A 25,845-nucleotide genomic window follows, 5' to 3' on the forward strand; every position below is an offset into this window, starting at 1 on the left:
AACTGCACAAACTACTTGGTCTAAAAGAAATACCTCCCGACGAGGTTTGTTTGAGACCCACGTTGCTTAAAAAATAAAGCTGTAATTTTACCATGGAATCCATGACAAGAATTTACCTCTGCACTTTTTGGCATGTGGAACTTAGTTCTGCACTTATTTTCAGATGCCTGTTTGCCATGCTTACACTTATGGAAACCCACATCTATATATGCATTATAGTCCAATTTTAGCAACTCGTAAACTGGTAAAACGTGATTTTAGTCCTGCAAAATCAAGGATTAATAAAAAACATGAATTTACCTTTTCACTTAACGTTTGTGGTGCTTCGTTGTAAAAAGAAAATTGGGCCTGTTTTGATTCTGAAAGTAACTTATTCTGTGCAGTATAAAAATAAATCGCGTATGGATAGCATACAAACTACAAATGAATAAAAGAAACATGACCGAAGTAAAGCAATAGAACAAATAAATAATCACATAATAACAGAGTAATTTTTTATAACATTTTCAATGAATTATTCGTATTTTTATTTTGTCCGTTATAACCTATAATCAGAATTGTAAAGGTTCTGTACCGATACATTAAAATGATTTGCGCAGATCATATTCCTTGTCAAGTACATGAAGTACACAAAAATAGGAGGAACGATATGAAAAAATTTAAAAAAGTTTTAGCAATGGGCTTATTTATATCCCTGTGTCTGGGAATTGTGGGGTGCTCGGCTAAAGCTCCCGATTCATCAAGTACAGAAAAGCCGGCCAATACATCGGACTCAACCGATACCTCCGGTTCAGGGAAAAAGGTTGAAATTACAATTGCAACCAACTGGGGAGAGGGAGACTCCAAGTATGATTATTTTTATCCTGCCTTCCAGAAATTCCAGGAAGAGAATAAGGATACCATGGATATCAAGCTTCAAACTTACGGCACAGAAGACTATAAGACGAAGATTAAAGTTCAGACAGCATCCGGCGACCTGCCGGACGCATTCACCTACTGGGGGGGCTCCATGATGAATGACATGATTGAGGCCGGCCTGCTGGCGAATGTGGATACTTACTTTAATGACAGTACTGCGGTTAAGCGTGATGACTTTAATCCGGCATCCTTTGCATATTATACCTCGGCAGACGGCAATACCTACGGCGTTCCAATTGAGTCCACGCGAGGCGTATTTTTGGCCAATAAGGATTTATTTGACCAATATGGTCTGCAATTTCCGAAGACTTATGAGGAGTTAAAGGAAGTGTCCAAGGTATTTAATGACAACGGCATTATCCCTATTGCAATCGGCAGCAGCGGCGGAACCCCTTCCGAGTTCTTCTTCAGCGAATTATATAACCAGTATTCCGGCGCAGCAGAGGAAATTCAGAATCTGGCCACGACGAAAAAATTCGCCACGGAAAATGCCCTTAAAGTTGCCAATAATATAAAAAATATGATTGATGACAAAATGTTCCCCGCAGATACGGTTGCAAACGGCGGATGGGCTGCCAGTCTCCAGCTGTACACGGACCGGAAGGCTGCTATGACCTATACCTATCCATGGATGTTTGAATCCATTCCCGAAGATATCCAGAATTCAAGTGAAATCATTCCGGTTCCCATGCTGCCGGATGCCAGTGTTGATCCTGCGGGTATGATGACGGGTTTCACAGTCTATGGATTTGTCATCAACAAAAAATCCTATGAAGACCAGGCGAAGCATGAGGCCATGATTAAGGTTTGCGATTTCCTTGCTTCCAATGATTTATCCGTTGAATTAACCAAGAGCGGTATGATTCCTGCAAAGAATATCGAGGTGGATTTATCAAGTCAGAAGATTATCTACCAGAAGATGATGAATTTCAGCAAGGACAAGACTCTGACACAGGTGCATTTTACGACCATGCCCAAGGCATCCGCAATTACGGCAATGGACTCCAGCCTTGATGAATTGTTTATCAGCGGTATTACGCCACAGGAGTTTATAGATAAGGTACAGGCAGAGCTGGACAGAAATTAAATTAGAATAACATCTTATTAAAAAGGCTGTCTTGAGCTTATTATCATTTGAGACAGCCTTCTCTTAAGAAAGGATCGTTACAGTGAAAAATAAATTAAGTAAATTACAGATACCGGTTTTGTTTTTGGCACCTGTGTTTCTCGTTTATACGGTATTTGTTTTTATACCGATGCTGTTGTCTTTGTATTACAGTACGACGGATTGGAACGGAGTGACAGAAAAGGTATTTATCGGGCTTCAGAATTATAGGGAATTAGTTTCAAACAAGGATTTTTGGCTTGTATTTATGAATACAATGAAGCTGGTGGTTGTCACCTTAATGATACAAATCCCCATGGGACTGATTTTAGCTTACCTGCTCTATTGCAGGACGAAGGGAATGAAAATATTCCGTACAATCTATTTTCTTCCCGTTGTAATCGCACCGGTTGCAATCGGTTTAATGTTTACTTTGTTTTATAACAGTGAAATCGGTATTTTTAATCATATTTTGAAAATAATTGGTCTGGGGAGTCTGCAAAAAAACTGGTTGTCGGATGTGAACACATTACTTTATGCGGTTATGGCACCTCAGGTTTGGCAATATATCGGTTTGTATGTCACCATTTTCTTAGGTGCGCTGCAGTCTATTCCGGAGGAGCTGATTGAGAGCGCCCAGATTGACGGGGCGGGCAGGATCAATGCATTTTTTCATGTAATCCTTCCACAGATAACGGAATTTACCTTTATCTGCATTTTGTTAAGCGTCACAGGTTCGTTAAAATCCTTTGACCACTCATGGATCATGACCGGCGGCGGACCGGGCGTACGGTCTGCCTACTTGGGGGTATTCATGTATAAAACTGCTTTTGTGAATTCTGATTTTGGTATGGGCAGTGCAATCACCATAAGCATTATTGCAGTTTCGCTGATAATAACCGTGGTATTCAACAAGCTGACGAAAATGAGAAGTGATTATTAAGGAGAACGCAATGGGAAAATTTCGCAATAAGTCATCAAAAAGTAAAGTAGCCGCAATCATAAAATATTTATTCCTGACCGCGGGGGCAGTCGTATCCTTGTATCCTTTCATCTGGGTTCTGCTATCCTCCTTGAAGGACAACAATGAAATCTACAGTAATTCCTTTGGCTTGCCGAAGATAATCCGGTGGAGCAATTATACACAGGCATGGAACGGCGCCCGGGTCGGGACCAGCTTTTTTAACAGCCTCATTGTCAGTCTAAGTTCCGTAATTCTCCTGGTGGTAATTACTGCTATGGGAAGCTATATACTGACCAGGGTTCATAAGAGTACCTTCCTGTCAGTATATCTTTCTCTGGGAATCATGATTCCCATCCACGCCATGCTGATTCCTTCCGTTATCATATTCAAGCACCTGCATCTGCAGGATAACCTCGTCAGCCTGGTGCTTGTGTATATTGCGACGAATATCTCCTTCAGCCTGTACATTATGAAGGGTTTCATGGACCGGATTCCGAGAGAGCTGGATGAAGCGGCTACCATTGACGGCTGCGGCCAGGCGGGTATCTTCTTCCGGGTCATCTTCCCGATAGCAAAACCCGGAATGGCAACCGTAGCCACGTTGGCCTTTTTAAACTGCTGGAATGATCTGCTGCTGGGACTCGTCCTCATATCGGATCCCATGAAGCGGACTCTTTCCATGGGTATCTCAGCCTTGAAGGGCTCCTATGTGACACGGTACGGCTTGCTCTGCTCCGGCTTTGTGATTTCCATCGTTCCTGTCGTGATTATGTATCTGATGTTTCAAAAACAGGTTGTCCAGGGTATGACGGCAGGTGCTGTAAAGGGCTGATTCAGGAGAATAAATAATATGCTTTAGGAAAAGAAGAGAAGGAGGAGCGGATGAAGTTTACAGATAACGGAATAGAGATAAAGGGGATGGAGAAACCTTTATATTGCGGGTCCGTCCATTATTGGAGAATTGAAAAAGAAAACTGGGGCAGGGTACTGGATGAAATCTGTGGTATGGGCTTTGAAATCATTGAGACCTATATCCCCTGGTCCGTCCATGAATATGAAGAGGGCAGATATGATTTCGGAGAGCTTGACGGTAAGAAGGACCTGGACGGTTTCCTGCACCTGTGTGAAGAAAAAGGGCTGTCCGTGATTGTAAGGCCGGGGCCCCATATTAATGCGGAGCTGACCTTATTCGGTTACCCGGAATGGATTCTTCAGGATGAACGGATTCAGGCAAAGAACCCTTGGGGCACCACCGTTGTGTACCCCTATGTAACAAAACAGTTTCCAATCCCCTCCTATGCCAGTGAAGTGCTCTATGAAAAGACGGAGGAGTACTTTAAGAAGATTGCTCCGGTATTGCATAGGCATATCGGAGGGAAGGGATGCATCATTGCGGTACAGGCAGATAATGAGACCTGTAATTTTTTCCGGGATCGGCCTTATATCATGGACTATTCGGATGCTTCTCTCAAGCTGTACCGTCAATTTCTGGAGGAAAGATATCAAACGGTAGAGATGCTGAATGAAAGCTACCGTTCCAATTATCCTGACTTTGAAGGTGTGGTTGCTCCCCGGGGCTTTCGGGGAGAGAAAAAGGAGGACCTGCCCTATTATTTTGATTGGGTGGAATATAAGGAATATCAGATTTTGTATGCATTAAAGCGTATGATCGCAATATTGAATAAGCTTGACCTGAAGCTCCCTATTTTTCATAACTGTGCCTATCAGAATTATACTCCCATATCCGTTCCGCGTGATGAAGAGATAAAGGGACTAAGTGTAGCCGGAATTGATGCCTACCAGGAGCCGAAGGACAGGGAGATGCTGCAGGAGAGAATACGGTATCTGGCCGGCAGCAGCAGGCTGCCCTTTGTTCCGGAATTTGGTTCCGGTTCCTGGTTTGACCGGAATTGCCTGCTTTCGGCAGAGGAGGAGGAATACGGCTATCTGTATTCCTTTATGAACGGATTAAAGGCAATAAGCTTCTATATGCTGGTGGAAAGAGACCGTTGGACCGGATGTCCGGTGACGGCTGACGGAAGGGTGCGGGAGAATTTCTACCGGATGTTTCAGGAGATGCTGCGGATGCTTCAGGAGGAAAAGGTCTGCCAGTACCAAAGAAGGCCAAGAATCTTAATTCTAAAGAACTATGATATGGGGAGACTCAAAGCCCTGTATTCTATCATGGATTTAAACCTGCTCTCCTCCAACTGCTTTATAACAGGGCCGGATATTCCCGCTGTGCTATTCACTCCTGATACGGATCTTGGAATTCATATGGACGGGGAGGACAGCCATTATGCAAAGGAAGTGTGGGTGGACCAGGTTGCGGAGGTATTGAACGGGCAGCATTATGAGTTCAACTATTCCGATCGGTATCTGCAGGAAGAACGATACGGGGATTATGATGTGATATTTGCTTCCTGCTACGATTTTATGGACAGGGAAACGCAGGAAAGACTGGTCCGTTTTTCAAAGAGTAATGGAAAGAAATTGTTCCTTGGGCCTTATATACCATATATGGACCGTGATTTCAGAGCGTGTACCGTTTTAGAGAAAGCATTGGCGGAAGATTTGGAGACGGCAAAGCAGAAAGTGCCGTCAAGGTGTGGCATAACCTTTCTGCCTGACCCTGACGGCCTTGATTGTGATGATCTGCAGCTAAACCGTGAATATGTCTATGAAGAGGCAGAGGTGGAGATTGCCGTACATTATCATCCTGCCGGCAGGGATCATCTTCTGTTCATGGCGAATCATTCAGACAGGGAAAAGACCGTCAGGCTTCACTATCAGGAGAACCGAAGTTTCCGAAGCGTCTGGCGGGGAAAGGGCAGCAGCAAAAACAATACACTGACAGCCGAGCTGGCACCTTATACAGTCAGTATATGGAAGGCAAAGATGGAGGAGGAAGCAGATGATAAGCAGTAGAATTCATATGGATTACTTACAGCCGGAAACATGGACTCATCTTGGTGTTATTCTTTCCTGCCTGAACCCGGAAAAGGAGGTGCTTCATATCCTAAAGACGGACACGGGAAAGTTCAGGGGGATCACCTCCCATCAACAGAGGATTGCACCGGAGGAATTTTTAAGCTCCGGTGAGCCGGAGCCCCAAAAAATATTTTCTAAATACGGAGAGATAGAAGAAATCAGAGTATATACCTTACCGGGACTGGAAAGCTACTATACCAAAGTACAGGACTCTTCCGTCTATTCCATGGATATCGATGATTACCTGATTTACCTGTATCAGATGCAGGAACAGACAGAGGGTATTCAAATTTATACCCGAAGGAACAAAACAAGGTGTTATCTGGAGTATTTGAAGCAGCTAATTGACCAGAATGTAAAGGACGGAGCATTTCTGCTATGGTTAACCAATCATGGGGAATTGTATTTTAACTGTATCCTGGAATATAAGGGAGGCAAGCTGGTCCGACTGACGACCTCAGACCGGTATCCTGATGCTTATTGTGATTATGATGAGGTATGCTTAAGGTTAAAGTCGGAGTACCCCGGTTCGGTACAATGTGTTACTATAGAATTAAGAGAATTTGCGGAGAGAATAGAGGGATTTTTCCGGAAGCAGGGTTAATATTGCAGTCAGGGAGGAAAAGAAATGTTTCTGATAAAATGGATAAAAAGTATTCGGCCAATGAAAAATAAGTCACTGAGATTTCGTTTTACCGTGGCGATTATTTTCATGTCTATTGTACCAGGGCTGATTCTGACCTTCCTTTTCTATAATAACATGGAAAAATTCTACAAGGAAAAGATTCAGATCTACCAGATAAACCTGCTGGACCAGATGACCTCCCGGATGAATAATATTATGGAGCAAAGCAAGGTGGCCTCCAGTCAGGTGCTTGGCCTGGCGGTTACCTCCGGCTCCTTTGGTGATTATACCAATATGAATCTGCATCAAAGGCTGATGTTAAAACGGGAACTGGAGGCTCAGTTAAGCAATATAAGGATTGCCAATGATTCTATCGATAATTTCTACCTGATTGGCTTTGAAAATAATTTCTATACCTCCAATTCAGAATGGAACCGGGAAAAATTCCTGAAGCTTGATTGGGTAAAAATTGACAGAAGCCAGGCAGGCGGTTCTGTGACCATACCAACCCATAAAGCCGATTACCGATATTTGAATTCCGGCAGCAGCTCTACGCTTGTTGTGAGCCTGGTGACCTATCTTAACACCGTCAATGTCAACAGTATGATCGGATTAGTGCAGATTGATATCAATTATAATACGATTAAAAAGGCGATGGACTCCATGACCATGACAGATAAGGATTTTGCCTATATTGTTGACGGAGAAGGAAATATAATCTACAGCCACGGGGAGAAACTGGCAGGAAGAAATATAAAGGACTTCTCTTCCAATTTAAATCATTACCGGGACAGCTACCAAAAAGTCATCGGTTACTCTTATGTCGAGGACCGGGACCAGACCATCCGTACTTCCGATATCAGAGGGACGGATTGGAGGATTATCCAGGTGAACAGTGAAACCATGCTTAAGGGAGAATTAGCCAAAGCTCGCAGTATCTGGTTCTTATTTGCTGTAATCTGCCTGGTTGCCGCTATCCTGCTTGCCGTAAGCTTGTCACACAGCATTACCAAGCCGGTTCTGAAAATAATTAAGAGCATGAAGAGAGTCGGCCACGGTAACTTCAATACGAAGGTGGAGAGGATCGAGGACCGGGATCTTGCGGTATTGGCGGACAGCTTTAATATTATGGTGGCTGAAGTCGACAAGCTGATGAAGGAAAATGTCCAGAAGGAAAACGAACGGATTACGATGGAGCTGACGGCACTAAATTCGCAAATCAACTCTCATTTTCTATATAACACTTTGAATACAATTAAGTGGATGGCAATCCGCCAGGGAGCCAAGGATATCGTAAGGATGATTGTAGCTCTGGTCAATATGCTGGAGTATAGCTGCAAAAATATTGATCAGCCCGTACTGATTCCGGAGGAAATCAAATTTATCGAGGACTATGTTTATATCCAGCAGGTGCGCTGTAAGAGCAATGCCAATATCAAGTTTGAACTGGACAGTGAGCTTAAGGATTGTAAAATATTAAAAATGCTTCTGCAGCCGATTGTAGAAAATGCAATGCTGCATGGCTTTGCAGACCGCAGTACCGGCAATGAAATTCTGATACGGGGAAGATTTCTGGGAACGAAAATACAGCTTCAGATCAGTGACAACGGAAAAGGATTTTGCTATGACAGTATGGATAAGTTGACGGGGGTGGGACTTCATAATATCCGGAACAGGATCAGGCTGAACTATGGTGAAGAATACAGGCTGACTCTGGAAAGTAAGATTGATGTCGGCACCTGTGTGTCTGTTGAGATACCGGTTATAGGAGGGAAGGTGGAGACGGTTGCAGAAGATACTGATTGTTGATGATGAGGCATATTCCAGGGAAGCGATTGCGGAGACAATCCCCTGGGAGGATTATGAGATTCAGGTATTATGTGCTTCCAGCGCCAGGGAGGCCATGGAGATACTGACGAGGGAACAAATCAACGTCCTGCTCACCGACATTAAAATGCCGGAAATGAACGGCCTGGAGCTGCTGGCAGAAGTCCGCCGGCTGGAAATTGACCTGGAGGTCATCATATTAAGCAGCTATAACGAATTTGAGCTTGTAAGACAGGCAATGAAGCTTGGAGCCAGTGATTATCTGTTCAAACCCACGATGCTGGAGGACGATATTATTGATTCCGTTCAAAAGGCGGCTGGGAAGCAGAAAGAAAAGGAGCTTCAAAAGAACGAAAAGGTACAGAGGAAGAGTGATTATAATAAAAGGAAGGAAAAAGAAGCATTTTTATTCGACCTGTTAAGCGGAAGGAAAATGGAAGAAGAGATTTTTGAGCGGAAAATGAAAGAATTCCAGCTTCCTTTTACCATGGAAGAAGCGGTGGTTATTGTCTTCAAGATAATGAAATCTTCCTCAAGTATGGCGGAAATATTTGAAAATGACAGCTATCTTATGAAGGCCTCCATATGCAATGTGATCAATGAAGCACTGGAGACAGTACCGGATTATGAAATCATCAGTCTTAGCTTTAACGAATATATCGTCATTGCCTGGTATAATGATAATTCGGGGGAAAAGCAATTTTTGTTCCGAATCAATCAGGCCATTGCAAAATCAACGGAATTCATGGAGGAATATTATAGGATTGATTTTGCGGTAGGGATAAGCAATCCCGGAAAGTACATGAAGGATGCATCAAAGCTGTATCGGGAGGCTTCCTTTGAAGCGGATAAGGAAGATCTGGATCAGGTCAGGGTGCACTATGCCAGTGATTTTAACCAAAGTGCTTTACTCAAGAGGGAATTATCCGTATCGATGGAGTATATCAAGGAAAATTTGGGCGATAAAAATCTCTCTTTGCAATCCGTAGCAGATTATGTCGGTGTGAGTAAAAATTATTATAGCAAGGTATTCAAGGAAGGAACAGGAGTTAATTTTATTGATTATATTACCAGATTGCGGGTGGAGAAAGCACGCAGCTTATATATCTATACGGATTTGAAAATCTATGAGATAGCAGAGAAAGTCGGTTACTCGGATTGGCACTATCTTTACAAGGTGTATAAAAGAGTCCTGGGGCATTCCATGTCCCAGGAGAAGCGGCATCAGAAGGAGAAGAACAAATGAAATTATTATTGAATACCACGACATTTGAACATAACTTGAAAAATGAATCAGAGCAGTTATTTATTTTTGAACCGGATTCCGGAATAGAAAACCATGTCGTCAATCTATATCCGGATGTCAGATATCAAACCTTTGAAGGCTTTGGGGGTGCCATAACTGACTCCGCCGGATATGTCTATTCAAAGATGAATAGTGAACAGAAAAAACAGGTGATGGATACCTATTTCGGTAAAAAGGAGCTGTGTTACGGCAAGGTTAGAATTCATCTTGACAGTTGCGATTTTTCCGTCAGCCAGTATGAGGCGGTGTCAGATCCGGAGGATACCGGGCTGCAGACCTTTGATTTATCAAGAATGAAGGAGTACCTTATTCCTTTGCTGGAAGACGCGGCAAAGACCCTGGGTAAGGTGCCGGAAATTCTGGTCAGTCCCTGGTCGCCGCCGGCCTTTATGAAGACGAACGGGGAAAGAAGCCATGGAGGGAAGCTAAAAAGTGAATATAAAAAGTTGTGGGCGGAATATATCTGCAGATATATCACAGAACTTCGCAAGCTGGGCTTTGATGTTTTAGGAATGACATTGCAGAATGAGCCCAATGCGGTGCAGACATGGGATTCCTGCATTTATGACGGAGAAGAAGAAAAAGAATTCCTGCGGGATTATATGTATCCTGCCCTTGAGAAGAACGAACTGACAGGGATTGATATCTATATCTGGGATCATAATAAGGAACGGGTTTTTGAAAGGGCATGCCAGGTGATCGATCAGGATACGGACAGGATGATTACGGGAGTAGCCTTCCATTGGTACAGTGGGGACCATTTTGAGGCATTGGACCTTCTTAGGGAAAGATTTCCCGGGAAAAAGCTTATTTTGTCCGAGGCCTGTATTGAATATTCCAAGTATGGCAGCGAAGGTTATTTGGCCAACGCCCAGAAATATGCACATGATATCATAGGAAATATAAATAATGGCATGAATGCTTTCTATGATTGGAATATCCTCCTGGACGAAACGGGCGGGCCGAATCATGCGGGTAACCTCTGCGATGCACCGTTCCTGTATAATGCAGAAAAGCAGGAGCTGATTGAGAGAAACACATTATCCTATATCAGGCATTTCAGCCATTATATTCAGCAGGGAGCCACAAGAATTGCCTATACGAAGTATACGGACCGGCTGGAGGTGACAGCCATGGCAAATCCTGATGGGAAGCTTGTGCTGGTCCTTTTGAACAGATCGGAGGAAAAGCTGCCGGTTGTGATAAGGCTGAAGGGTAAATATGTTAGCTTTGAGATGGAAAAAGAATCCATAGCAACAGGAATGATAGAACTTGAATGATATCTGGGAATACCCTGATAGTTAAGTCACAGCCTCTTTTCTGCGTCTTACTATCAGGGTATAGTTTATCCTATACTTTTATTTGATGGTTAATTTATACCGTATGCTATAATCTCCTGCTTTTGCAATGACATAAACACTACCGGCTTTTTTCGCCTTTAGCTTTCCGCTCTTTTTATTGATTGCGGCAATAGAGGTATCTGACACAGAATAGGTTACAGCCTCTGTTATGCCATAAGCTTTTGCTTTGAAGGTGAAGGTTTTTCCTGCTTTTAGGGCAGTGGTTTTCGTTGTAAAGCTGACATATGGCTTCTTTACAGTAAGTTTTAGGCTGTAGACAGAAGTGTTATCATTCACAGTTATACTTATTTTGATAGTCGCTTTACCGGGAGATACGGCAGTTATACGGCCCTTTGAAGTAATCTTTGCAATTGCCTTATCAGAGGAACTGTAGGTTATATGAACAGTATCCTTATCAGTTACTTTGTCAGACAGCTTAACGTTAACTGCAGCTGTTTCCTTCGGGAACAAGTTATTCCGGTTTAAGGTTACCTTGGCTGCCTTAGAGTAATCCGGTGCCTTTGTGGGAGCAGGTGTAACGGTAGGTGTAGGCGTAGGTGCAACTGTTGCGGTAGGAGTCGGTGCAGCTGTTGCTGTCGGCACTGGAACTGTGGGGACAGGCCCTCCGGAGACACTTGGAGAAGGAGAAGCAGGGTCTGACGGTGCAGGTTCCGTAACACTTGGAGAAGGAGAGGCAGGGTCTGACGGTGCAGGTTCCGTAACACTTGGAGAAGGAGAGGCAGGGTCTGACGGTGCAGGTTCTGTAATACTTGGAGAAGGAGAAGCGGGGCCTGACGGGGTAGGTGTTTCGGTAGCACTTGGAGAAGGGGTTACCTGATAAGCACCAAGGTCATAGCTTTCGCTGTTAAGGGCGTAGTCATACAGAGTAACTGCAAGGTCAGATAAAGGAACATTAGTGATAGAAAGAGCTTTCTTATCCAATAGGATATCGGTTTCCTTCCCCTTAGTGTCTTCATTTATTAAAAATACTCCAAGAGGGTTTACGGCATCTGACTTTTTATACAGAATGGCAGCCGCTACATACTGGTTGTCTTTTACGTAAATGTGAAAGGAGTCTTTTGCTGATGAAGAGCTAAGCAGAGCCGGCTTTTCCGTATCAATGGTGATAGGAAATACCAACTGGCTTCTCTCGTTATTCTGTCCATGGTCAGAATAGTCTAACTCTCCGCTTACTGTTAAAGTAACGACGGAATTATTGGGCAGAAGCTTTCCGGCACTGTCCAAGCCGCCATAAAGTAAGGTCAGATAAGTGGGTACAATGGCTTGTTTACTGGATATGTACTGGGTTTTTGTCTCATAGCTTAGGCTATCTGATAGAAGAAGCCCGCCGTCTTTATCGGTAAGCTGGAAACTTAAGGATTTCGCATTGCGAAGGAGGCTTAAGGCAGCGACATCCACACTGTCAAAGTTCCCGTCCCCATTCGGAGAGATGGCAATCTTATCAGTATCGGCACAAGGGGCAAGGAGCTGGTACAAACTCTCGTATTGATAAGGAGTGTAGGTACCAATTAAGGAGTAAGCATTATTATCAAAAGGATTGACACCAAGATAGCCGTAACCGTCCGGTGTTTCGGAATATAATGCATGGATGGTCTGCTGGTAGCCTTTCAGGTCGGATGCCGAACCGGCGTCAAAAAGCGGAGCTTTTGTCCAGTCTCCATAAAAGCCCATGAAGGGAATGGATAAATCTACGCCGTCTGAAACTAAGGTAAGATAGCCGTCTACAAAGGCACCGTTTTCAAAGAAGGCATCCAGGTGTTGTCGGATTTCATCCTTAAGGGTGATAGTAACCTCCACGGTCAAATCTGCTTCGGAATTTAATACAATGGCGCTTCCGGACACTACAGGAGTTCCATTTACCGTAAAGGAAACATCTGCGTAGCTGCTGATATTGGCAGCGGCTTCGTCAATGACATTCAGATTCGCTAAAGAGTCAGTGGATTCAGATAGTACTACAGCCTTGGGAACATAGGTGATGGCAGAGCCTGTGATACTTCTGATGTGGAAGGACTTTGTATACACTCCGTTTTTGGCAGGATCATCGCCTATGTTAAGCTTGGGTCTGCCGTTTGCTCCGTCTTCCTTATCCGTATACAGATACGCTCCGGCATTTACTGCATTATAGACATTTACAACACCGCTGCCCTGCTTTCTGGGAGTATAAGGAGTGCCGTCCGCTGTTTGGGAGGGTATAGCAGTACTCATAAGCAGGTCAGTGGCAATTACTGCTTTTTCAGGGGAGGTTAAGAAATATTCGGTTTTCTCGTTGAGATACTGCTTCATAAGTGCATAAGCACCGGCTATATGCGGAGCAGCCATGGAAGTACCGCTCATGGTTCCGTATTTTCCGCCCGGAAGGGTTGAGTAGATATTTCCGCCGGGGGCTGCAATTTCCGGTTTCAGTTTCAGGTCGGGAGTGATGCCCAGGGAAGAAAAGTCTGATGGGGTATTGCCGTAAGTGTCAGGGAATATACCGGGTTCTCCTGATACCGTGGCAATTTTTTCTGCCGCACTGCGAAGAAAATTCCCGTCTGCCAATGAAATGGAAATGGCAGGAATGTTATAATCTGTGATTGCCATATTAAGTGAGCCGGTTGTATTGTTGCTGACTATGATAGCAACGGCTCCGTGGTTTTTAGCATATATAAGCTTATCATTAAAGGAAATGTCGCCGCGTCTTACCAAAGCTATCTTTCCGGTGACGTCTATGCCTGCATAATCAGTATTTTTTCCTAAACCGGGTACGTCAACGTATTCGATAGCTCCGCCGGAAACTGCCGATAGGGAGGAAAAGAAAGGTTGGTTTCCTTCTGCCGGTTCGCTGTAGGTTACTTTGGTCCCTTCTACTTCAAAATAATTGGCGTGGTAATTAATATTGGCTACACTGGCAACCGAGAGGGGGGTCAGATAGGTGGAAGGGGATCCGACCACAGAGGTGTCGGGATTGGCGGATACAGCCAGACCGCTAGGGGTCAGGTTTTTAAAAGCATTTCCGTAAGTGCTGCTGTAGCTGTTGCCTGCGGATACGGCCATGGTAATTCCGGCACTTTCCACCCGGTCGTAAACAGCGGAAATGGAGTCTTCGCCTTCCTCTGTAAAACCACTGGGAGAGCCCAGGCTCATATTGATGACATCGGCACCCAGAATAACGGCATCTTCAATAGCTGCCAGAATATTTTCCGTAGAGGCACCGGTATTTCCGAGGATATCACTAAATACCTTCATAATCATTAATTGAGCTTCGGGAACGACGCCGGTGATATTATCGGAATCTCCTTCCGGAGCGGCTACTGTTCCGGCAACATGGGTACCGTGATCATTGCCATTTGCAGTGACGGATTCAGGCTCCGGTATGACATCAGGATCTTTGTCGGCATAATCGTAGGCATAGGGGACTTTGGTATTCACAAAGGTCTTCGATACATCGGTGATACCTGACTGCAGAAGGTTTCCGCTGTCTGTCAGTCTTACCTGAAGGGAAGAAGCATCGGGAAATTTCGGACGCTCCGGCATGGTCAGAAAGCCCGGATGGGTGACATCAAGGCCGGTATCAATTATGGCAACTGCTGTTTTCTGCCCCTTGTAATTCAAATCCCAAAGAGTACTGGCTCCTATTGTATTGTTACTGGTGTCCATAACGGGGTCTATTTTTTCATAGACCGGAGCCTCATAAGCAGTTTTTACACCGCTTATTTTCTTTATAGAAGGAATAGCACTGGCTTTCACCTTTATGGCAAAGCCATTCATTACATTGGTGTAATGGTACAGCACCTTTGGTGCGGTATTAAGTGTTTTTAAGTGTGATATCTGACTGATGACATTTTCCTGCTGCTTTTGAAGATCTGAGGTAATCCTGTCAGCCTCTGCTGATTTGCTGAAATCCTCGAAACTTTGAAAAAAATTGGAGCGCATAAGTGAATTATCACCTATATACTGCTCCAAAAGAGGAGTTCCCTCTAATTCCACAATTACCGCTACAGGCTTGTTCTTTCCGGAAGCATCGTTTATGCTGCCCTCATACCCCTTTAAGCCGCCGGGTATTGTTAAAGGTTTCGTGCTGCCGTTACTGTTACTGGCAGCTGCAGGATTTCCTTCGGTATCTGCTTTTACTGCATCCGGATAAGCAAAAGGATTTGCCAGGATGGAGCTTACTGTCAGCACAAGAGCTGTGAGTACCGCTGTGACTTTTTTTCTCATTTATATCCCTCTTTCTTATAATATTGTTAGGTTTCATGATGATAATCACAGCTGGTTTTATCATTTGAGAGAAGGATGTTGATTAAAAAATAAGGAACAATTAGAGCTTATGTGCATCATTTACCTGATTTATCTAGGAATACTCCCTTGTAGTTCCTAATTTTTAAAATCTTTACAATTATAACATGTACCGATTTAATTTACAATAAATGGAAATAGTAGAAAAACGACAGGGTGCAACAGAAATTATCATTTTTTCTGTTGCACCCTGTCGTAAATATAACAGTTTCAGTCAATTGTAAGATTATCATAATTGTGGTATGATAATTTTCTGGAAATAATATTAGGAGTGTCTTGCATAAAGCCTTTCTTTTATCAAAGGTACTTTATCCATTACAGGCAGCAGCAGGGAAGCACCGGCTATCCCAAAAGCCGTCTGGACCAGATTGAACGGAATATCACTTATGGCTGCCAGAAGGCCCATTCCTAAAAAGAAAGCGGAGAAAAGATAATAGCCGGTTACCACAACGATACCTCCCCCAAGTCCGCCGGCAATGGTGCCAAAGATTTTTTTCTCTTTGCGGGAGGGATGCTTCATAATAAGGTGATAAACAGTGCCGCCCACAAAAGCCGCTAATGCTTTTATTATAAGAGTTGCAGGTGCAAAGCCCATATAGCCGGAGAAAATATCTGCAAACATGGAACCGATTCCGGCAGCGAGGGTTCCGTAAACAGGACCTAAGAGGATACCGCTAAGTAAGACCATACCATCCCCAAAGTGGATATAGCCAAGGGCAGGTGTCGGGATGCGGATTATCATAGTAGCAATGCAGGTCAGCGCTGCCATTAATGCTGACAGTATCAGGTTAAGTAATTTTTCGTTCATAATGCCTCCTGGTTTCTTTATCTTTTTAGTTACTTTATTCTAAAATTGGCATTATTGAAAGTTCCAGAATACAATTAATTGATAGTGCCAGAATGTATTCTGTAGTTTTGACAGAAAATAGACAACGCACGAGTGTGCTAATAAACACGCAGATGGGAGTAGAGAATGGATATTTATAAATTTTTAGAACAGGTGAAGTCAGGGGAAATGCAGTTAGATGCGGCTGCAGAAATATTAAAAAATCTGCCTTATGAGGATCTGGATTTTGCAAAACTTGACCATCACAGGCATTTTCGAAGCGGTTTTGGAGAAGTGGTGTTTTGCCAGGGAAAGAGCATAGAGCATTTAACAGAAATCTACCGCAGATTCTACATGCATGATACCAATGTTCTTGGCACCAGAGCAAGCCGTGAGCAGTATGAAGAAGTGAAGAAGGTGGTGGATTGTGTGACCTATGACCCATTATCCAGAATACTTTCCGTTGAAAAGGAGAAACAGGAGAAAAAGGGTCTTGTAGCAGTATGTACCGGAGGTACCGCAGATCTTTTTGTAGCGGAGGAAGCAGCCAGGACGGCAGAATTCTTCGGAAGCAATGTGGTCCGGGTATATGATGTGGGAGTAGCCGGAATCCACAGGCTCTTTTCCAAGCTTGAAGATATCCGGAAGGCAAATTGTATTGTAGCGGTAGCCGGAATGGAAGGGGCACTTGGCGGTGTTCTTGCCGGTCTTGTAGACAAGCCTGTAATTGCCGTTCCCACCTCCGTCGGCTACGGTACCAGCTTTGGAGGTGTATCGGCGCTTCTAACCATGTTGAATTCCTGTGCGGAAGGTCTTGCCGTTGTTAATATTGACAACGGGTTTGGAGCCGGGTATATGGCTACCCAGATTAACAGGCTTTGTAAAGATTAGCAGGAAGCCTTTCCTGCCAGGGTCTGTACCAGGCTGTAAAGGGTGGTGTAATCAAGTCCTGATTTGTCGGCAAGGCTTCTGATACTGTCACCTTCCGGGTAATAAAAGGTCTTATTCTGGTAGGAACATACCTTCACGGTTGCCTCGCCATAGGGAGTCACAACGGTTTCAAAGGTTCTCTTAAGAGTGGTGCGTTTCATTTCCTGCCTGCGTATGCCTATGGTAGTGGTGTGGGTAAAGATTAATTCTTCCATAAACGGAAGGTCTTTTTCAGAACATATGACACCTAAGAGGTAGGCTGGCCGGTTCTTTTTCATAAAGATAGGGGTATAATATACATCTTTGGCTCCGTTCTTTAATAAGATTTCCATAGCAGCAGCAAGGGCCTCTCCTGTGCAGTCATCTATATTGGCATTAAGAACCCAGACCGTATCCGAGAGAGTGTCAGACTGTGAAGGCTGCACCTCTTCAATCAGCATGGCTCTTAAGAAGCTGGTGTGTTCATATTCTCTCTTTCCTGTACCAAGGCCGATACGCTTAATCGTAAAGTCAGAGGGGAGTTCCTCCTTTGTCCTGATAGCCGCAGCAATGGCGGCACCTGTTGGAGTAACCAGCTCACCCTTAACCTGGGTAAGGTGAAGCCTTAGGTTGTACTGGGAGGATATATTTACAACTGCCGGTACGGGGATGGGAAGAACGCCATGCTGGCAGGTAATCTGTCCTCTGCCCTCATAAAGCTCGGAAATATAGACCTCTCCGACATTTAAGTTATCCAGGCAGATAGCAGCTGCGGTAATGTCTACAATAGAATCTGTGGCTCCTACCTCGTGAAAATGAACTTCTTCTACAGGCTTTCCATGAGCTTTTGATTCCGCCTCGGCAATAATGTAAAATATCTTTTTCGCAATGTTTTTGGCGTTCCCGGTGATAGCAGAGCTGTCAATAATGGTGCAGATATCCGCTAAGGACCTGTGCTCGTGATGGCCGAAATGAAGGCCGCCATTATCCTCGTGAAGGTGGCTATGGCTGTGTCCGTCATTATGCTCATGAAGGTGGTCATGGCTGTGTTCGTCATTATGTTCATGAAGGTGGCTATGGCTGTGTTCGTCATTGTCCTCATGAAAGTGGTCATGGCTGTGTCCGCCATTGTCTTCGTGAACGTGGCCAGGTTTTTCGTGCCCGAAGAGGTAGTCCATATCATGGTCATGGTTATCCTCCTTCAGTATTACATTAAAATCACAGGCATCAATGCTGTTCTTTATTTTTCTGGTTATTTCAATTCTATATCCGTCAACAGTAAGGCTTTTTAGTCCATTTAATAAAACCTCTTTATCTGCACCAAGATCTAACAGGGCAGCTACTGCCATATCACCGCTGATTCCGGAGTAACATTCCAAGTATAAACTTTGCTTTTTCATTTATAATCCTTTCTATAGCAGCATATTCCATCAACAGAACTGCGATAGGGTTATTATAGCACGCCGGAATTAGCGGTGCAAGAAGAAGGCAAAGCTCCAAAACAATCCCCTGGTCCTCTGCCTGTCCACAATTTGGTTTCATGCGTTTGCCGTGGCAGCATGCCGGGAGTGAAAGACTTACAAGGATTTTACAGCATAATGGTTGTACGATACCGTTTAATCGGATAATGTAATATATTAGAGAAGTCTTACCTGGTTAAGGGAGCATTGTCATGGAAAATCAATTTCAAATACTGGAAAAAATACTGGAAGGCCAATATATAACGCCGGTGTATCAGCCCATCGTATCCTTAATTGACGGGCAAATTTATGGATTTGAGGCCCTTAGCAGAATATCTGCAAAAGAGCTGGAAATGAATATTGAACTGATGTTTAAAATTGCAGATACCATGAACAAATCATGGGAACTTGAAACCCTGTGCAGAAAAAAATCATTGGAGTATGCTGCTCACCTAAAGGAGGGAAAAAAGCTTTTTCTTAATGTAAATTCCAATATCATTTACGACAAGAATTTTATAGAGGGCTTTACAAAGAGCAGCCTGAATGCATACGGACTTGATTCGGATAATGTCATATTTGAAATTACGGAACGGGTTGCGATAAATGATAATAATGCATTTCTTGCATCTATTAACCACTATAAGGGGCAAGGCTACGGAATAGCTATTGATGATTTTGGGGTCGGCTATTCGGGCCTTAATGTTATAGCCAGTGCCAGGCCTGATTTCATTAAATTGGATATGAACCTTGTCCGGGACATTGACAAGGAGGAGATTAAGCAGCTGGTATGCAAGGCAATGGTTGATTTCGGCAGAAATGCGGGTATTCAGGTAATTGCGGAAGGAATTGAAACAGAAGAGGAATTAAAAGCACTTATCAAGCTGAATGTCAATCTTGGGCAGGGATATTTTCTGGGGATGCCAAAAGGGGACTTTCAGGATATAGAGTCCGAAAAGATTGAGTTAATAAAAAAGATCCGTGCTAAAGTTTATGTCGATAATATTAAAAGTTCGGCTTATCCCATAGTCGGATATTTGTCCAGGGCAGGACACACCTTTTGTTCCGATGAAATTGCAGAAGATATTTATGAAACGCTAAGGCATGACTCTTCCATCAAGGGATTTACGATAGTGGAAAACGATGTTGCCATAGGCTTTATGACAAAGATGTCCCTGAATGAAATCCTGGGCGGCAGATATGGGTTCAGTCTCTATTCCAAGAAGAAAATACAGCAGTTAATACAGGAAGGTCTTTTACGGGTAAATTACAATACGCCCGTTGACCAGGTATCCGGCCTTGCCATGCAAAGGCCCTTTGAACAGCTTTATGATCCGATTGTGGTAGAAAAGGAAGGCAAATATTTTGGCATTGTAACAATTAAGGACTTGCTGGATGCCTGTACCAAAGTGGAAGTGGATACGGCTATGCACTGCAATCCTCTTACAGGGCTGCCTGGTAACCTGTTGATAGAAAAGGAAATATTAAGCCGTGTTTTAGGAAATACACCTTATTGCATTATTTACTATGATATTGACAACTTCAAAGCTTATAATGATGCATACGGTTTTCAGAATGGGGACATGATGATCTTACTGGTGGCGGACATCTTAAAAGAATATGCTTTAAGAGATGAATTTGTCGGGCATATAGGCGGAGATGATTTTATTGTCATTTGTGATTATCATGAGGGAGAAGGATACTGTAAATCCGTTATAGACCGTTTTACATTGCAAGTTGCTTCCCTTTATCGTGATGAAGATTTGCAAAACGGATATATTGTTTCCAAGAACCGGTATGGCACGATAGAAAATTTTCCCATAGCAAGCCTTTCCATTGCAGGCGTATCCAATAAAACAAAAACTTATCAGAGTGTGGATGATTTTTCAAAGGACATTGCTCTGCTTAAGAAGAAATGTAAAAGACAGTCCGGGAATTATTTTGAAATACAATAGCTAAACTCTTGACAAACTAAACCTGCCTGTGCTACACTTGCCATGAACTAGGGGTGCCTGATGAATCAGGCTGAGAGAAAACTACCAGAATGTTTTAAACCCTGAAGCGGTGAGAGCTGCTTCGTACCTGATCCGGATAATGCCGGCGTAGGGATGTATAGGATTTTAGGCGTTTATTGGCCCTGTATACAACCTTCCCGGTAACGGGAAGGTTTTCTTTTACTAAAATAAAAAAGGAGGATCATTATGAATGCAAGCGTAGCAATACAGGTATTGCCTCATGTGAACAGTGATGAAGAAGTAATCAGGATAGTAGATGAGGTGATTGACTACATAAAGAGCACAGGCCTTAAATATTACGTAGGACCCTGTGAGACAGCAATCGAGGGTGAGTATGAAGAACTCATGGAAATCGTAAAGAACTGCCAGTATATCGCCGTCAAGGCAGGCAGCCCCAAAGTTGCGTCCTATGTAAAAATAACCTTTGCACCGGAGGGTGGTGTACTGACAATTGACCAAAAAGTTACAAAGCATCATCAATAAGATTTCTCCGGCCCTTGCAATAACTGCCATTTTACTTATCTGGCAGGTATTATCATCCGGGGGAATCATTCCAAAGTTTATGCTGCCATCGCCGAAAGAAGTAGTAAAGGCCTTTATAGGAGACTTTCCGCTCTTAATGCTTCATGCCAGGACAACTCTGTCAGAGGCTTTTCTGGGCCTGTTCTTCGGAATACTTATTGGCTTTCTTGTGGCGGTAGTGATGGACCGTTTTAAAATTGCCTATAAAGCAATTTATCCGGTATTAGTCATAACGCAGACAGTACCTACAGTGGCTATTGCGCCTCTTTTGGTTTTGTGGCTGGGCTATGGGATACTGCCTAAAATTACATTAATTATTATTACCTCGTTCTTTCCCATAACCATCGGACTTTTGGATGGTTTCCGGAATGTGGATAAGGATGCTCTGAACTTGTTAAAGGCTATGGGAGCGACGAAATTGCAGAGCTTTATCCATATTAAACTGCCAGGCTCCATACCGCATTTCTTTTCAGGACTTAGGATATCCGTATCCTATTCTATTATCGGAGCTGTGGTAGCAGAATGGCTGGGGGGATTTTCAGGACTTGGTGTTTATATGACCAGAGTAAGAAAATCTTACTCCTATGACAAAATGTTTGCCGTTATATTTTTTATCTCCTTTATCAGCCTTTTGCTGATGTTTGGAGTGACACTGCTGCAAAAAGGGATAACACCCTGGGACAGAGAAGAAAAGGATAAGGCAAAGGGGTAAAGCAGAAAATAAGCTATCAGGAGGGATTTTTATGAAAAAGAAAGTAATAGCAGTCATTTTATGCCTTGTATTGGCAGCAGGAGGGTTGACCGCCTGCAGCAGTGACAATAAAGATACAGCAGGAAAAGGCAGCACCGGTAAGGAAGACAGCCTGAAAAAAGTAAGGATTGTACTTGACTGGACACCAAACACGAATCATACGGGGCTGTATGTGGCACAGGATCAGGGATATTTTAAGGAAGAGGGACTGGATGTGGAAATCATGCAGCCCCCGGAAGGAAGCACTACCTCATTGGTTGGAGCAGGAGGAGCAGAGTTTGGTATTTCCTTTCAGGATACCCTTGCTCCCACCTATGCATCGGACAGTCCCATGCCGGTAACAGCTGTTGCGGCAATTATCCAGCATAATACCTCTGGTATTATCTCCCTTAAGAAGCTTGGCATTGATTCACCCAAGAAGATGGAAGGACATACCTATGCAACCTGGGATTCACCCATAGAGCTTGCCATTATAAAGAAGATTGTTGAGGATGACGGCGGTGATTACAGTAAAATCAAGATGATACCCAATACAGTAACAGATGTTGTAACAGCACTTAAGACGGATATTGATACGGTTTGGGTATATTATGCCTGGGACGGCATTGCAACAAAGGTGGCAGGGCTTGAAACCAATTACCTGAATTTCGCCGATTACGGAAAAGAATTGGATTACTACAGTCCGGTTATTATAGCCAATGACAGCTTCTTAAAGAAAGACCCGGATACTGCAAAGAAATTCTTAAACGCTGTCAAAAAGGGTTATGAATATGCAATTGCAGAGCCGGAAAAAGCAGCAGATATCCTGGTAAAAGCTGTACCGGAGTTAGACAGCAAGATGGTAACAGAGAGTCAGAAATGGCTGGCAGACCAGTATAAGGCAGATGTTACCAGATGGGGCTATATTGATAAGGACAGGTGGGATTCCTTCTATAAATGGCTTTATGATAACAAGCTGATTGACAAAGAGATATCTTCCGGCACCGGATTCTCCAATGACTATCTGGCAGAATAAAGTTAAGGGGAAGTGGAATGAACAAATTAACAGCAAGTAATATTAGTGTCAGCTATGGGGCGACGAAGATAATTGAGGGTATATCCATAGAGCTTAACAAGGGAGAAATCGTAAGCCTTCTTGGTGTAAGCGGTGTGGGAAAAAGCACACTTTTTAATGTACTCTCCGGTCTTTTAAGGCCTGATTCGGGAACGATAACCATGGACGAAGAGGATATCACGGGTAAAACAGGCAAGCTTAGCTATATGCTGCAAAAGGATATGCTGCTTCCTTTCAAAACCATCGTTGATAACGTAGCCCTGCCCCTGGTTATTAAGGGAAAGAAAAAAAAGGAGGCAAGAAAGACGGCTTCCTCGTATTTCGAAGAGTTTGGCCTCTCTGGTACTGAAAACAAGTATCCCAAGCAGCTTTCGGGAGGAATGAGGCAGAGGGCGGCGCTTCTTAGAACTTACTTATTTTCGGACCAGGTCGCACTTTTGGATGAACCCTTCAGTGCACTTGACACCATAACAAAAAGTAATCTGCACCAATGGTACCTTCAGGTTATGGAAAATATTAAGCTGTCCACCCTTTTTATTACCCATGATATTGATGAAGCGATTCTTCTTTCCGACAGGATATACATTATGACAGGAAAGCCCGGGCATATATCGGAAGAAATCAGGATAGATGCTAAAAAGCCCAGAGGTGAGGAATTCCTGGTGAGTGAGGAATTTATCCGCTATAAAAAACATATCGGTATGACATTAAAACAGAATGAACAGGAATAGTCTTTGACCGGCAGATATCTGATAACAGGTATCTGCCGGTAATTTTTTGCCAATTTAACACCTTAATTTGCGAAACTATATTTACAGATAAAAGAAAATAGTTATAATATAGACTATAAGCAATTGATTAAACCAATGTTGAATCCATACCTACAAGAATATGAATTATTGGAGTTGAATAAATGAAAAAAATTTTGGTCTATATAAAGATTCTGGTTAATATGCTGCTGTTTATTCTTGGGGTACTGGCGGTTATCTTTTTGGTGCCAAAGCTGCTTCGATTCTTTATGCCTTTTGTAATAGGATTTATTGTGTCTGTAATTGCAAATCCCCTTGTTAAGTTTCTGGAAAAGAGAGTTAAGATTTTGCGGAAGCACAGTTCGGCAATTATTATTGTACTGGTAATCGGTGCAGTTGTAGGCGTGATGTATGCTTTGATCAGTGTTCTGATAAATGAGTTCAGTAATTTGATACGGGATTTCCCTAATATTTACAAGAGTATGGAGACACAATTTCAAACCATATCCCTGAAGCTTTCAAGCATCTATGATAAGCTTCCTGTTGGAATTACAGTAAAGCTGGATGAGGTCGGAAACAATATAACAGAATATGCTTCCAAAATTGTGGCAGACAGCAGTAATTTTGATATCAGTGATGCGGGATATTATGCAAAGAATTTAATGGATATCATCCTGTATGCTATTGTGACCATTATGTCAGCCTATTTTTTCATTGCAGAAAGAGACAACCTGGCAGCAACTGTTCACCGCATGACGCCTGCACCTTTACTAAAGAGCTATAATTTGATTGTCTCTAATTTTAAGGCGGCAGTCGGCGGATATTTTAAAGCGCAGTTTAAGATTATGCTGGTACTCACGGTAATACTATTTGTAGGCCTTGAAATTATAGACGTTAAGTACTCCTTTTTATTTGCGCTCTTGATTGCCTTTCTTGATTTCCTTCCCTTTTTTGGGACAGGCGCAGTTATGTGGCCGTGGGCTCTGGTGGAGATATTAACGGGAAATTATTTTAAGTCAGCAATGCTTATAATTGTTTATTTGGTGTGTACCATAGTAAAGCAGGTGCTCCAGCCTAAAATGGTAGGGGACAGCATCGGTATCAGTCCTTTTTCTACCCTTGTATTTATGTTTATAGGTTACCGTCTGTTGGGGGTATTAGGAATAATCATCGGTATCCCTATCGGGATGGTGCTGGTGAATTTTTATAAGGCCGGAATGTTTGACGGAGTCATCAAGGGCTTTAAGATAATAATCCATGACATCAATGAGTTTCGAAAACTGTAGGAAAAAATGGAAAAAGACTATTGACCTAGTTTATATCTTTATATATAGTAATATTAGAACTAAATAGAGACAAAAACCTGGGATATCATTATACGAAAGGGGATAAAGCTATGTGTGAGAACAAAGTGCTTAGTCAGGAAAATATTATCGTAACCGCTAAAGAAATCCAAACGATTTTAAAAGACTTTCGCATCGGCAAGAAACCTCTGGCAAAATTATTAGGGTGGGGTGAGACCACAATAATAAGATATATAGAGGGAGATATCCCTACTGCGGAGTATTCAAACAAGCTAAAGAGCATAGTAGAAGATCCCATTTATTATTACGAACTGTTGTTGGAGAATAAGGATAACCTGACAAATGTTGCCTACCGTAAAACAATGCAGGCGGTTTTGGAGAAAATGACAGAGCGTAAAATCAACCTGATAGCCCAGTATATGATATATTACACCCAGGGGGATTTATCACCGGGGTATACTCAGTGGCTATTATATTATTCGCAGGGTTTTTCTATGGCATTGTTTGACAGGGAGCTGTTTGAGGATGATTTTAATGTAAATACGGAAAATGCTCCCTACATAAGTTTATATAACAGTATGAAAAAGCATGGGGTTAATCTATTGGAAGTCCCTATTAACCGTCTGACAGAAACGGAAAAGAATTTGATTAATAAGATTCTTGATACGTTCTGCTGGTATGGCCCTAAGACACTTAAAGCGCTTTCTGCTTTTGAGAAGTCCAATTACCGGGTTTCCAGAGATAAGGACGGCAGGAGAATTATATCAAAGGATTTAATAAAAAGCCAGTTTAAGGACATTTTAGCACTTTATGGAATAAGGGGTCTCAATGATATACATAAGTACCCCGACAGCAGATTTTTTGATTTAAGGGGAATATAGCAAAA

General features: G+C 43.0%; 19 protein-coding genes. 16 read left to right on the forward strand and 3 right to left on the reverse strand.

Translation table 11 applies throughout. From position 1 onward, the window contains the following. The first annotated feature begins 649 nt into the window (after window positions 1–649). The 8 genes from BUF11_RS13655 to BUF11_RS13690 all read left to right on the forward strand — a co-directional run bounded on the left by BUF11_RS13655 (window position 650) and on the right by BUF11_RS13690 (window position 11,016). A complete protein-coding gene (locus BUF11_RS13655; RefSeq protein WP_073589424.1) occupies window positions 650–2,005 on the forward strand; it encodes an ABC transporter substrate-binding protein in 1,356 nt (451 codons plus the stop codon). Between the two features lie 82 nt (window positions 2,006–2,087). Then, window positions 2,088–2,966: a carbohydrate ABC transporter permease gene (locus BUF11_RS13660; RefSeq protein WP_073589425.1), complete on the forward strand. Its 879-nt coding sequence runs from the start codon at window positions 2,088–2,090 to the stop codon at window positions 2,964–2,966. A gap of 10 nt (window positions 2,967–2,976) precedes the next feature. Continuing rightward, window positions 2,977–3,819: a carbohydrate ABC transporter permease gene (locus BUF11_RS13665; RefSeq protein ID WP_073589426.1), complete on the forward strand. Its 843-nt coding sequence runs from the start codon at window positions 2,977–2,979 to the stop codon at window positions 3,817–3,819. 50 nt (window positions 3,820–3,869) lie between these two features. After that, window positions 3,870–5,915: a beta-galactosidase gene (locus BUF11_RS13670; protein WP_073589427.1), complete on the forward strand. Its 2,046-nt coding sequence runs from the start codon at window positions 3,870–3,872 to the stop codon at window positions 5,913–5,915. Further along, on the forward strand, window positions 5,902–6,582 hold the full coding sequence (locus BUF11_RS13675) for a hypothetical protein (RefSeq protein WP_073589428.1): 681 nt from the start codon (window positions 5,902–5,904) through the stop codon (window positions 6,580–6,582). The genes BUF11_RS13670 and BUF11_RS13675 overlap by 14 nt, the downstream gene beginning before the upstream one ends. 24 nt (window positions 6,583–6,606) lie before the next feature. Beyond that, on the forward strand, window positions 6,607–8,412 hold the full coding sequence (locus BUF11_RS13680; protein ID WP_242952375.1) for a cache domain-containing sensor histidine kinase: 1,806 nt from the start codon (window positions 6,607–6,609) through the stop codon (window positions 8,410–8,412). Continuing rightward, entirely contained in the window at window positions 8,390–9,676 is a 1,287-nt protein-coding gene (locus BUF11_RS13685; protein ID WP_073589429.1) for a response regulator, read from the forward strand. Before BUF11_RS13680 ends, BUF11_RS13685 begins: the two co-directional genes overlap by 23 nt. Next, window positions 9,673–11,016: a glycoside hydrolase family 30 protein gene (locus tag BUF11_RS13690; protein ID WP_073589430.1), complete on the forward strand. Its 1,344-nt coding sequence runs from the start codon at window positions 9,673–9,675 to the stop codon at window positions 11,014–11,016. The genes BUF11_RS13685 and BUF11_RS13690 overlap by 4 nt, the downstream gene beginning before the upstream one ends. Window positions 11,017–11,094: 78 nt before the next feature. On the opposite strand, the gene BUF11_RS24940 is transcribed toward BUF11_RS13690, so the two are convergent. Together BUF11_RS24940 and BUF11_RS13700 are read right to left on the reverse strand one after the other, a co-directional pair. Then, complete coding sequence (locus tag BUF11_RS24940) at window positions 11,095–15,294, reverse strand: S8 family serine peptidase (protein WP_073589431.1); 4,200 nt, start codon at window positions 15,292–15,294, stop codon at window positions 11,095–11,097. A 343-nt stretch (window positions 15,295–15,637) separates the two neighbouring features. Further along, the gene (locus BUF11_RS13700) at window positions 15,638–16,180 is read right to left on the reverse strand and encodes an ECF transporter S component (protein ID WP_073589432.1); all 543 of its coding nucleotides are present in this window, start codon (window positions 16,178–16,180) and stop codon (window positions 15,638–15,640) included. Window positions 16,181–16,345: 165 nt separating this feature from the next. On the opposite strand from BUF11_RS13700, the gene larB reads away from it, so the two are divergent. Continuing rightward, complete coding sequence (gene larB, locus BUF11_RS13705) at window positions 16,346–17,089, forward strand: nickel pincer cofactor biosynthesis protein LarB (RefSeq protein WP_073589433.1); 744 nt, start codon at window positions 16,346–16,348, stop codon at window positions 17,087–17,089. On the opposite strand, the gene larC is transcribed toward larB, so the two are convergent. Then, a complete protein-coding gene (gene larC / locus BUF11_RS13710; protein WP_073589434.1) occupies window positions 17,086–18,507 on the reverse strand; it encodes a nickel pincer cofactor biosynthesis protein LarC in 1,422 nt (473 codons plus the stop codon). The two genes, larB and larC, sit on opposite strands and share 4 nt — an antisense overlap. Before the next feature lie 272 nt (window positions 18,508–18,779). On the opposite strand from larC, the gene BUF11_RS13715 reads away from it, so the two are divergent. From BUF11_RS13715 to BUF11_RS13745, 7 genes are all read left to right on the forward strand, one after another. Further along, window positions 18,780–20,519 carry a GGDEF domain-containing protein gene (locus BUF11_RS13715; RefSeq protein WP_073589435.1) on the forward strand — a complete coding sequence of 580 codons (1,740 nt, stop codon included), beginning with the start codon at window positions 18,780–18,782 and terminating at the stop codon, window positions 20,517–20,519. Window positions 20,520–20,765: 246 nt separating this feature from the next. After that, window positions 20,766–21,062, forward strand: a complete 297-nt coding sequence (locus BUF11_RS13720) for a thiamine-binding protein (RefSeq protein WP_073589436.1) — start codon at window positions 20,766–20,768, stop codon at window positions 21,060–21,062. Next, on the forward strand, window positions 21,031–21,813 hold the full coding sequence (locus BUF11_RS13725) for an ABC transporter permease (protein WP_073589437.1): 783 nt from the start codon (window positions 21,031–21,033) through the stop codon (window positions 21,811–21,813). Before BUF11_RS13720 ends, BUF11_RS13725 begins: the two co-directional genes overlap by 32 nt. A 31-nt stretch (window positions 21,814–21,844) precedes the next feature. Then, entirely contained in the window at window positions 21,845–22,867 is a 1,023-nt protein-coding gene (locus BUF11_RS13730; protein ID WP_073589438.1) for an ABC transporter substrate-binding protein, read from the forward strand. A 17-nt stretch (window positions 22,868–22,884) separates the two neighbouring features. Beyond that, the gene (locus BUF11_RS13735) at window positions 22,885–23,637 is read left to right on the forward strand and encodes an ABC transporter ATP-binding protein (protein WP_073589439.1); all 753 of its coding nucleotides are present in this window, start codon (window positions 22,885–22,887) and stop codon (window positions 23,635–23,637) included. Window positions 23,638–23,819: 182 nt separating this feature from the next. After that, entirely contained in the window at window positions 23,820–24,941 is a 1,122-nt protein-coding gene (gene ytvI / locus BUF11_RS13740) for a sporulation integral membrane protein YtvI (protein ID WP_073589440.1), read from the forward strand. A gap of 110 nt (window positions 24,942–25,051) precedes the next feature. Continuing rightward, entirely contained in the window at window positions 25,052–25,840 is a 789-nt protein-coding gene (locus BUF11_RS13745; RefSeq protein ID WP_073589441.1) for a hypothetical protein, read from the forward strand. Window positions 25,841–25,845 lie beyond the last annotated feature (5 nt).

The sequence above is a fragment of the Anaerocolumna xylanovorans DSM 12503 genome (assembly GCF_900143645.1).
In the GTDB taxonomy this organism is placed as follows: Bacteria; Bacillota; Clostridia; order Lachnospirales; family Lachnospiraceae; genus Anaerocolumna; species Anaerocolumna xylanovorans.